The 10,321-nt window shown below is 71.5% G+C and carries 10 protein-coding genes; 2 read left to right on the forward strand and 8 right to left on the reverse strand.

From position 1 onward, the window contains the following. Positions 1 to 698 precede the first annotated feature (698 nt). Positions 699 to 1,520: an ECF subfamily RNA polymerase sigma factor, BldN family gene (locus tag CCN35_RS23720; protein WP_079129740.1), complete on the forward strand. Its 822-nt coding sequence runs from the start codon at positions 699 to 701 to the stop codon at positions 1,518 to 1,520. 234 nt (positions 1,521 to 1,754) lie between these two features. Further along, positions 1,755 to 2,990, forward strand: coding sequence for a DUF5667 domain-containing protein (locus CCN35_RS23725; protein ID WP_086794282.1), 1,236 nt, complete (start codon positions 1,755 to 1,757; stop codon positions 2,988 to 2,990). A 103-nt stretch (positions 2,991 to 3,093) separates the two neighbouring features. Here the strand turns inward: CCN35_RS23725 and CCN35_RS23730 are convergent, their stop codons facing one another. The 8 genes from CCN35_RS23730 to CCN35_RS23765 form a co-directional block, all read right to left on the reverse strand. Beyond that, the gene (locus CCN35_RS23730; RefSeq protein WP_067395087.1) at positions 3,094 to 4,152 is read right to left on the reverse strand and encodes a lysophospholipid acyltransferase family protein; all 1,059 of its coding nucleotides are present in this window, start codon (positions 4,150 to 4,152) and stop codon (positions 3,094 to 3,096) included. Between the two features lie 14 nt (positions 4,153 to 4,166). Continuing rightward, positions 4,167 to 5,240, reverse strand: a complete 1,074-nt coding sequence (locus CCN35_RS23735) for an NAD-dependent epimerase/dehydratase family protein (protein ID WP_086794284.1) — start codon at positions 5,238 to 5,240, stop codon at positions 4,167 to 4,169. Between the two features lie 279 nt (positions 5,241 to 5,519). Beyond that, positions 5,520 to 5,618, reverse strand: a complete 99-nt coding sequence (locus CCN35_RS23740) for a 30S ribosomal protein bS22 (protein ID WP_003948845.1) — start codon at positions 5,616 to 5,618, stop codon at positions 5,520 to 5,522. A gap of 119 nt (positions 5,619 to 5,737) precedes the next feature. Then, complete coding sequence (locus CCN35_RS23745) at positions 5,738 to 5,950, reverse strand: helix-turn-helix domain-containing protein (protein WP_158100431.1); 213 nt, start codon at positions 5,948 to 5,950, stop codon at positions 5,738 to 5,740. 129 nt (positions 5,951 to 6,079) lie between these two features. Next, complete coding sequence (locus CCN35_RS23750) at positions 6,080 to 6,895, reverse strand: phosphatase (protein ID WP_067395077.1); 816 nt, start codon at positions 6,893 to 6,895, stop codon at positions 6,080 to 6,082. A 193-nt stretch (positions 6,896 to 7,088) separates the two neighbouring features. Then, positions 7,089 to 8,261 carry an acetoin utilization protein AcuC gene (locus CCN35_RS23755; RefSeq protein ID WP_067395073.1) on the reverse strand — a complete coding sequence of 391 codons (1,173 nt, stop codon included), beginning with the start codon at positions 8,259 to 8,261 and terminating at the stop codon, positions 7,089 to 7,091. Continuing rightward, positions 8,230 to 9,441: an MFS transporter gene (locus CCN35_RS23760; RefSeq protein WP_067395070.1), complete on the reverse strand. Its 1,212-nt coding sequence runs from the start codon at positions 9,439 to 9,441 to the stop codon at positions 8,230 to 8,232. The genes CCN35_RS23755 and CCN35_RS23760 overlap by 32 nt, the downstream gene beginning before the upstream one ends. Before the next feature lie 190 nt (positions 9,442 to 9,631). After that, a complete protein-coding gene (locus CCN35_RS23765; RefSeq protein WP_067395067.1) occupies positions 9,632 to 10,276 on the reverse strand; it encodes an HAD family hydrolase in 645 nt (214 codons plus the stop codon). Positions 10,277 to 10,321 lie beyond the last annotated feature (45 nt).

The following is a 10,321-nucleotide window of genomic DNA, read 5'->3' on the forward strand; positions in this document are numbered from 1 at the left end:
CCCCCCCTGCTTCTCCTTTGCTCCTCCCGCGGCCCTCCTCTGCCCTCTTCGGCCCTCTGTTCCCTTCCTCCGGCCCTGCGGCGGCCCCACGGTCCGGCGGCGGTCCCGTCCGTGCGCAGCGGCACATCGGCGGGTTCGGCGTCCCGGTGGCGGGCGCCGGCCGCACGGGCGGCCCGCGGCGCGGACGGCACCCGGCGCCCGAGGCGGGCGCCCTCCCGGTGCGGCGCGGTGCCGCGCGCCCGCCGGACCGTGCCCGTCCCGCCGCCTTTGAGCCGTTCCGCCGGCCGGAACCGCCCGTCCACCGGCTCTCCCCCGCTCTCACGCCCACAGGCCAGGTGTCGTCCGGCCCGCCCCCGGAGGCACGGTCGCAGGACGCCGTCCACCGGAACCGGCCCGGTCCGCACGACACTGCCTGGCCAGACGCTCGCGGTCGGAGGACTTTGACGGTGACCCGCCAGGACACGTCCCGGAGTCACACCAAATACGGAACGGATCGATCAGAAAACGGTCGTTCTTCGTCGCTCCAACAGGCGTCATTCGGTTACAGAAGCGACGTAATCGATGATTTGAGCAACCCGGTGTAATGGAGCCTGCACGAAGCGTTATTCTCCTCAGACGCAAACCGGTACCCCTCCGTCGCCACGACGGGTGAATGGTTCCGCACTGCACGTGATGGAAGCTCTGCCTCTGGGAGTCCCGTGTACCCACACGTCGGGGTTGACGCCTCGGGCCTGGCCACGCTCCGCGCAATGGTCCTGGACCTGCTGCGCGACCTCGTCCCCACCGCGTACGCCGGCCCCGCCTTCGCCACGGCCGCACCCGTGGGCCCGTGCTACGCGCTGACCGGCAGCATGGAACAGGGGCCGGCCCACCGCACCGCCGTCGAGGGGCGGCGAGCGGGGGAGGCACGGCCGGTCGGCAGACGGGGACGCGCCGCGGGGACCGCCGTCCGGCGTCCGGCCGCGGACAGCGACAGCGCCCGCATGATGGAGCTCGTGGAGCGCGCCCAGGCCGGTGAGCCCGAGGCCTTCGGCCGCCTCTACGACCAGTACAGCGACACCGTGTACCGGTACATCTACTACCGCGTCGGCGGCAGGGCGACCGCCGAGGACCTCACCAGCGAGACCTTTCTGCGCGCCCTGCGCCGCATCGGCACCTTCACCTGGCAGGGCCGCGACTTCGGCGCCTGGCTCGTCACCATCGCCCGCAACCTGGTCGCCGACCACTTCAAGTCCAGCCGCTTCCGCCTCGAGGTCACCACCGGGGAGATGCTCGACGCCAACGAGGTCGAGCGCTCACCGGAGGACTCCGTCCTGGAGTCCCTGTCCAACGCCGCCCTCCTGGACGCCGTACGACGGCTCAACCCCCAGCAGCAGGAGTGCGTCACCCTCCGCTTCCTCCAGGGGCTGTCCGTCGCCGAGACCGCCCGGGTGATGGGCAAGAACGAGGGCGCCATCAAGACCCTCCAGTACCGGGCCGTCCGCACCCTGGCCCGGCTGCTCCCGGACGACGCCCGCTGATCCGCCCTCCTCCGGCGGCTCTCAACTCACCTTTTCCAAAGGCACGTTGGCTTCTTCAACGGATCCCGTACCGTCCGTAACCCAGGTGCTGAGTCGCTCGTTGTGCGGGATAGAGGCTCCCTGTGGTCACGCCTTGGCCAATCCTGATCATTCGTTCGTATGGGCGCGGTCGTGGACGTGCAACCCTCAGATCGCCCGGGGAGTCGACCGTCATGACGAGAGGAGGTGCCGCCAGTGATCGCGAACCTATCGGCGCACCGGCGGGCGAACGCCTTCGCCCGGGCCCTGGAGGAGCTGTCCGGCCAGGGCACGGCGGCCGAGCAGTCCGAAGGACCAGCACCGGCCCCGGCTGCCGCGGAGCAGACCGAGCAGGGCCGCATGCTGGCCCTCGCCACCGCCCTGGACGCGCTGCCCCGGCCGGAGCTGGATCCCGAGGTCAAGGCCGTCCAGCGGGCCCGCCTGGTGGCCGCGATGGAGGCCATGCTGCAGGAGAGCACCGCGGGCGAAGCGACCGATGCATCGGTGCCCGGACAGCGGTCCCATCGGGCCAAGGACGACCAGCGGACGAGCGGCCCGGGGAAACTCTGGCCGCGCACACGGCTCGGCAGGTCACTGGCCGCCGGCGGACTCGGCCTCGGGGTGGCCGCGGGAGCCTTCGGAGGAGTGGCCGCCGCCAGCTCCGACGCCCTCCCGGGTGACTCCCTGTACGGCCTCAAGCGCGGCATCGAGGACTTCAAGCTCACCTACCTGACCGACGGCGCCGACGAGCAGGGCCGGGCCCATCTCGCCCTGGCCTCCACCCGGCTGAGCGAGGCCCGCCGGCTGCTGGACCGCGGCCGCGGCCGTCCCCTCGACCGCGAGTCGCTCGGCGAGATCCGCCGCACCCTGTCCGGGATGCGGCGCGAGGCCGCCGAGGGCCACCGCCTGCTGCACGAGGCGTACGAGAACAACCCCGACTCCCTGGGCCCCATCCAGGCCCTCTCCACCTTCTCCCGGACCCACCGTGCGACCTGGAGCGAGGTGCGCGCCCAGCTGCCCGCGCAGCTCGACGACGTCAGTCGGCAGGTGTCGTCGGTGTTCGACGCCATAGACGAAGAGGTCGCCCCGCTGCGGTCGCTGCTGCCCCAGCCCGCCGCACCGGACGGCGACGACGACAAGCGGCACGCCACCAGCCCGGCGCCGTCCCCCGCCGCCTCCGGTACTGGCCCGTCCGCCGTCCGGCCCAGTACCGGCAGCGACCCCTCCCCCAGCGGTCAGCACCCCAGCAGCAGCTCCGGTCCGTCGGCCGGCAGCGAGGACAGGGGACTGATCGGCGGCAGCACCGGCGATCTGCTCGACCCGCCCGAACTCGACGGCACCCCCTCGCCGTCCGTGAGCAGGCCGGTCCCCAGCGCCCCCGAGGTGACCGTCCCGCCCCTGCTCCCGGGCCTGCTGCCCGGCTTCGGCGTCGAGGCGGAGGACGCCGAGTAGCAGCGGCCGTACGACGACGCCGTACGACGACGGGGTGCCCCTCGGTCCAAAGGGGCACCCCGTCGTCGTGGAAACGGCATGGGCCGGCCGGCCCGGAGGGCGATCAGAAGAACACGGACCGGCGCTGCACCAGCAGCTTGTACAGCGTGTGCTGGATCTGTTCACGGACCTGGTCGGTCAGGTTGAACATCAGCATCGGGTCCTCGGCCGCCTCCGGCGGATGGCCGTCCGTCGGGATCGGCTCGCCGAACTGGATGGTCCACTTCGTCGGCAGCGGGATCATGCCCAGGGGACCCAGCCACGGGAAGGTCGGCGTCAGCGGGAAGTACGGGAAACCCAGCAGCCGCGCCAGGGTCTTGGCGTTGCCGATCATCGGGTAGATCTCCTCGGCCCCGACGATCGAGCACGGAATGATCGGCACGCCCTGGCGCAGAGCGGTGGAGACGAAGCCGCCACGGCCGAAGCGCTGCAGCTTGTAGCGCTCGCTGAAAGGTTTCCCGATGCCCTTGAAGCCCTCCGGCATCACGCCGACCAGCTCCCCCTGCCCGAGCAGCCGCTCGGCGTCCTCCGTGCACGCGAGCGTGTGGCCGAGCTTGCGGGCGAGCTCGTTGATCACCGGCAGGACGAAGACCAGGTCGGCCGCGAGCAGCCGCAGATGCCGGTCCGCGGGATGGTGGTCGTGCACGGCGACCTGCATCATCAGCGCGTCCAGCGGCAGTGTGCCGGAGTGGTTGGCGACGATCAGCGCACCGCCCTGGGCGGGGATGTTCTCGATGCCCTTCACATCGACCCGGAAGTACTTCTCGTACAGCGGCCGCAGCAGGGACATCAGGACCTGCTCGGTGAGCTCGGCGTCGTAGCCGAAGTCGTCGACCTCGTAGTCCCCGGTGAGCCGGCGGCGCAGGAACGCCAGACCGTTGGCGATGCGCTGCTCCAGTCCGCCGTCCCAGGCCGGTCCGCCCGGCTGCTGCGACGGCTGTTCCCCGCCCGCCGCAAAGGCGTCGTCCTGCGCGGCCTCCCTGACGGGCAGCGCCCTGACCTCGCGGACCGCCCCGGGCTCGCCGCCGCGCCGGGCACCCTGGCCCCGGCGTCGTGACGGTCGCTGCGCGGAGCCCCCGCGAGAACGGTCGTCGTCGAACGGAATGACCTTGGCGTCCGCCATGGTTGCTGCGCTCCTCAGTCGACGCTCTGCGTCGGGGATGGGGTCGTCACTTGGCCACTGCCCCGCTGGGCCAGCGCGGCGGCCCTGTCGATGACCCCCGCGACCGTCTCCGGCGGCAGCAGCCCGGGACCACGGCTGCGGGCGAACTCCGCGAAGGTCTCCGCGGTCGTGTATGCGGGTTCGAATCCGAGTACGTCGCGCATCTGGTCCGTGGCCACGACCCGGCCGTGGGTCAGCAGTCGGATCTGCTCGGGTGAGAAGTCCGTCACTCCCAGCGTACGCATCAGCGAGCCCGCCCACGTGACGGCGGGCAGCAGCAGCGGAACCGTGGGCCGCCCGAGCCGCCGCGAGCACTGCGAGAGCAGCAGCACACCGTCGCCGGCGATGTTGAACGTGCCGCTGTTGAGCGTGCCGCGGCGCGGCTCCTGCGAGGCGATCCGCAGCACCTCGATCACGTCGTCCTCGTGCACGAACTGCAACCGCGGGTCGTAGCCGAACACCGTCGGCAGGACCGGCAGCGAGAAGTACGAGGCCAGCGGGGTGTCCGCGGAGGGGCCGAGGATGTTGGCGAAGCGCAGCACGCACACGGCGACGTCCGGCCGCCGTCTGGCGAAGCCCCGCACATACCCCTCGACCTCCACCATGTCCTTCGCGAAGCCTCCGCTGGGCAGCGACTTGGGCGGAGTGGTCTCGGTGAACACGGCCGGGTCCCGGGGCGCGGAGCCGTAGACGTTGGTGCTGGACTTCACCACCAGCCGCTTGACCGACGGGGACTTCTGGCAGGCGCCGAGCAGCTGCATGGTGCCGATGACATTGGTCTCCTTGACCGCGGCCCGGCTGCCGCCGCCCAGCGCGATGCCGGTCACGTCCAGGTGGACGACCGTGTCGGCGGACGTCTCGGCGAGCACCCGCGCGATCGCGGGCTGCCGGATGTCCACCTGGACGAAGTCGGCGCCGCCCAGATGGTGCTCGGGCCGGACCGCGTCCACGGCGACCACCCGGTCGACCTGCGGATCACGCTGGATGCGCCGGACGAACCGGCCCGCGAGCCGACGGGCCGCTCCGGTCACGAGCACGACCTGTCCCAAGACCAGTGCCTTCCTTCCCGCCTGGCTTCCTGCCCGTACCCGCGCGGGATCTCCCGGCGCGTCCTCGGCGCGATCAACCTACCGGCAACCCACCGGTCCGGTGACGCCGGGACGATCCCGCCCGCTGCGTGCGGTGACAACGGGCCACGCGAGTACGAACTTACCGGGCCGTCCGGCGTCCGACCTCCTGGGACGCGCATGGCCCCCCACCGAATCCGGTGGGGGGCCACAGACACGCTTGCGCAGCGCTGCGCACCTCGACGGCGACCGGCGTCCCGCTTACTTCTTGTTGCGACGCTGGACGCGCGTGCGCTTGAGCAGCTTGCGGTGCTTCTTCTTGGCCATCCGCTTACGCCGCTTCTTGATAACAGAGCCCACGACTACCCTCGCTCACTTCTCTCTCATTACTCGGTGTTGGGCGCCATGGGCCCATACGACCTTGATGAGGGGCTATAGCCTACCCGCCCGAGTACCGAGATCGTCAATCGAGGTCGCCGTCAGGCGGTTTCCACCCCCACATAGCTGTCACGGAGGTACTCGTGAACCGCTTGCTCCGGGACGCGGAAGGACCGCCCCACCCGGATCGCGGGCAGATGACCGCTGTGCACCAGCCGGTACACGGTCATCTTCGACACTCGCATGACCGAGGCGACTTCCGCCACGGTAAGGAACTGAACCTCGTTCAGAGGCCTTTCGCCAGCTTCAGCCATGACACACCTGAACCTTCCGCACTCGACGGCCACCGGCTTCCCCTTCCGGTGACGCTTCGTCGCTGCGTGCTCACTCCCCAGACTAGGGGCGGGTGATGCGAGTGGGGAAGAGGTGCACCCATCGGCGGCCTACTGTGACAGACACGCTCGATTGAGTACGTAGCGGGCCAGTGGGCGGTAGTAGGCGGACCGGACAGAGTCATCAAGTGGAACGACGACGGACACACGCCCCTCGGCCTGCCCCACGAAGGGCGCGGGATCGTTCGTGTCGGCCGGCCCCATGGCCTCGAACCCCAGCTGACCTGCGCCGCAGACCCAGCCGTGGTCCCCGATCACCAGCTTCGGCAGCGGCCCGCCGGCGTCTGCGGCCGCGGCGAGCGCCAGGCGAACCGGGAGCGGCGAGTGCGTGTGCGCGCCGGGCTCACAACCGGGGCGTTCACCTTCGCACGGCCGGACCAGGGCGACTCCCCGTACGTACACGAGGCGGTGGGGACGTAGCCCGAACCGGGTCGTTATGTCGATACAGCGACCCTGCGCCGGGGTGAGAACGGCACATCCCGCTGCCGACAGGGCATTCGCCAGCGTGGCGTAGAAACCGAGCAGCCGATGCGGGTGCCCGGTGCCGAGGAGCACCGGCTCACCGCGCCGGGCGGCCAGGCCGAGCCGGTCCGCGAAGGCGTCCAGCGCGGCGAGGGTCAGCTCCGGATCGATCACATCATGGCCGAAGGTGTACGCGGGATCGGCCGAAACCCCGCACCTCAGTGCCATCAGCTCGAGCAGGTCCTGCTGCCGCCACTCCCCCTCGGGATCGATTCCGATCAGCACCCGGGGGTCACGGGCCGCGAACAGCCGGTAGCTCCGCAGACTGTCCTCACGCGAGGTCCGCACGGTCCCGGCAAGACCGGTCCGCAGAAGATGGGCGCGCAGCGCGGCGGTGCTCGACACGGGAGCGATGGTGGCGCACCCCTGCCCGGGACGCCCGGGGAACCCGCGAACACCGCTCAGTCGGCGTAACGCCCGGCCTCCCGGCCGTCACAGCAGGCCGCCCGCCCTCGGGCCGCAGACGGCCGCCTCCGCCCCCGCACGGGCCCTTGGAGCGCCACGCCACCGGTCACGCAACCCCCTCACGCCCCGCCGGTCACGCCAGCATCCCCCGCAGCGGAAACACCGCCCGTCGCGTGGCCAGGATCGCCTGATCCAGCCGGTCCGCGGGGTCGTACCCCGACTCCCATGCCGACCAGGTCACCGGCCACCGCCCGTCGGTCATCCGCAGCGGCCCCAACTGCCGTGTCCGCGCGAACACTTCCTGTCGCCAGCTCTCGGGGATCACCGTCTCCGGCTCCACCGGCCGCCCCACCGCGATCCCCACCAGATGGGCCCACGAGCGGGGCACGACCTCCACCACCGCGTATCCGCCCCCGCCCAGCGCGACCCACCGGCCCCCGGCGTACTCGTGCGCCAGCGAGTGGCACGCCATCTGCACCGCCCGCTGCGCGTCCACCGACACCGCGAGATGCGCCAGCGGATCCTCGAAGTGGGTGTCGGCCCCGTGCTGCGTCACCAGCACCTGCGGCCGGAAGTCGGCGAGCAGCTCCGGCACCACGGCATGGAACGCCCTCAGCCATCCCGCGTCCCCGGTCCCGGCGGGCAGCGCCAGGTTCACGGCGGTCCCCTCCGCGGACGGGGCCCCCGTCTCCTCCGGCCAGCCCGTCTGCGGGAACAGCGTCCGGGGATGCTCGTGCAGCGAGATCGTCAGGACCCGCGGGTCCTCCCAGAACGCCGCCTGCACCCCGTCCCCGTGGTGCACGTCCACATCGATGTACGCGACCCGCTCGGCGCCCAGCTCGAGCAGCCGCGCGATCGCCAGCGCGGCGTCGTTGTACACGCAGAAGCCGGACGCGCTGCCCGGCATCGCGTGGTGCAGCCCGCCGGCGAAGTTCACCGCGTGCAGCACCTCCCCGTGCCACACCGCCTCCGCCGCGCCCACCGACTGCCCCGCGATCAGCGCGGCCGCCTCGTGCATGCCGGCGAAGGCCGGATCGTCGAGCGTCCCCAGCCCGTACGTCCCGTCCGCCGCCTCCGGACGCGCCGACGCGGCCTTCACCGCCTCGATGTAGTCGTCCCGGTGGACCAGCCTCAGCGTCGACTCCCCGGCCGGCTTGCCCGCCACCACGCGTGCCTCCCGGTCGAGCCCGAGAGCACCGACGAGTTTCCTGGTCAGGGCGAGGCGGACCGGGTCCATCGGATGGCCCGGACCGAAGTCGTACTCCGTCACTGCCTCATCCCACATCAGCTGTGCGCGGCCGCTCATGACCGCCACGGTATCGGTCGGGCCGAGGCGCGAACGACCCGGCATGCACCGCCGTCACCAGCACCAACCCCATGGGCACCAGCATGGCCCCCCGGTGGCTCCAGGCGTCGCCCAGCGCGCCCACGAGCGGGGAGCCGATCAGAAAACCCACGTAGTTGAAGATGTTGAGCCGTGCGACGGCCGCGTCCGAGGCCCCGGGGAAGAGCCTTCCGGCCGCCGCGAAGGTCTGCGGCACCAGCACGCACAGCCCCATTCCCAGAAGGGTGAACCCGAGTATCCCCACCCAGGGCCCGGGCGCCCCGGCGACCACCGCGAACCCCAGCGCCGCCACCAGCGCGCCCAGCCGTACGACGGCCACGGCGCCGAACCGCCGCACCCCGAGGTCCCCGACGGTCCGCCCCAGCAGCGTGGTGACCATGTACACGTTGTACGGCACGGTCGCCAGCTGCTCGGAGCCGCCCAGCGTGTCCTGGAGGTACTTCGCGCTCCAGTTGGAGACGGTCGAGTCCCCGATGTACGCGAACGTCATCACCAGGCACAGCGGCAGCAGCAGTCTGAGAGCGACGGTCCCGCCCTCGTGCCCGTTCTTGTCCTTGCCGGGCTCCCCGGGCACGGCCGGAGCCTGCCCGTCGACGTACCACCGGCTCCCCACCAGGACCGCCGGCAGCAGCACCGCCACCACCGGCAGATACGCCACCCACAGCGCCAGCCGCCCGTGCGCCCCGGCCCAGGCCAGCGAGGCCCCCACGATCCCGCCGAGGCTGTAGGCGGCGTGGAAGCCGAGCATGATGCTGCGGCCGTACGCCCGTTGCAGGCTCACGCCGAGCATGTTCATCGAGGCGTCCAGCACGCCCACGGCCAGTCCGAAAGCGGCGAGCGCGACAGCCAGCTCCACCATCCGGTCACCCGCTCCGGCGCCGAGCAGGGACAGCAGGACGACGGGCTGGGACCAGCGCAGCAGCCGACTGGGCCGCACTCGCTTCACCAGCTGTTCGGCGGTCACGCTGCCGAGGCCGGCGAGGATCGGCACGGCGGCCAGGAACACCGGCAGCAACGCGTCGGAGACCCCGTACCGGTCCTGGAGGGCCGGGATGCGCGTCACGAGGAGAGCGAAGGCGACGCCTTGCGCGAAGAAGCTGAACGCCAGCGAGGCTCTCCCGTGCCGCAGCGCATCCGTCATGGCGGCGAGCGTAGGGCTGTGGGCTACCGGTGGGTAGATCCCGGGCGAGGAGGAATGCGGTCCGGTTTTCCCGGCCGGCGTCGGACCGGACGGCGGCGTCATGACGGGAGTCACACCGGACGTCGCTCCCGGCATCCCGCCCGAGGCACGTCTGAAGCACGTCCGGGGCGGGCCCGGGGCACGCCCGGGGTCATGCCAGCAGGCCCGTCAGCTCCTCCATGCGGGAGAAGAGCCGTGTGGCCTGTGCGAGCTTCGCCGCCGGTGTCATCGCCGTGAACCCGTACACCTCCATCCCGGCCGCGACGGCCGCCTGCACCCCCAGCGGGGAGTCCTCGACGACGACGCACCGCTCCGGGGCGACCCCCATCCGCTCGGCCGCGTACAGGAACAGGTCCGGCGCCGGCTTGCCCCGTCCCACGTCCTGCGCGCTGAAGATCCGCTCCTCGTCGAACCACCGGTCGAGGCCGGTCGTCCGGTGCCCCACCCGGATCCGCTCATGGCTTCCCGAGGACGCCACACAGTACGGCGTCCCGTCCGCCACCAGCTTCTCCAGTACGGCCTCGACGCCGGGCACCGGCGTCAACTCCCGCTCGAACGCGGCGAAGACCCGAGCGTGGAAGACCTCGTCGAAGTCGTCCGGCAGCCGCTGCCCCGTCCGCTCCAGGACGAGGTCGTGGACCCGGTGCATCGCCGACCCCATGTAGTCGCGGATGGAGTCCTCGTACGAGGTGGGGTGGCCCAGCTCGGTGAGATAAGCGGCCAGAAGCCGGTTGGAAATGGGTTCACTGTCGACAAGAACGCCGTCGTTGTCGAAGATGACGAGATCGTGGCGCATAGGCACGAGCTTAAATGCGGGCTTAAATGCGGGAGGCCCCGCACC

Source organism: Streptomyces thermovulgaris (assembly GCF_002155915.1).
Classification (GTDB): Bacteria; Actinomycetota; Actinomycetes; order Streptomycetales; family Streptomycetaceae; genus Streptomyces; species Streptomyces thermovulgaris.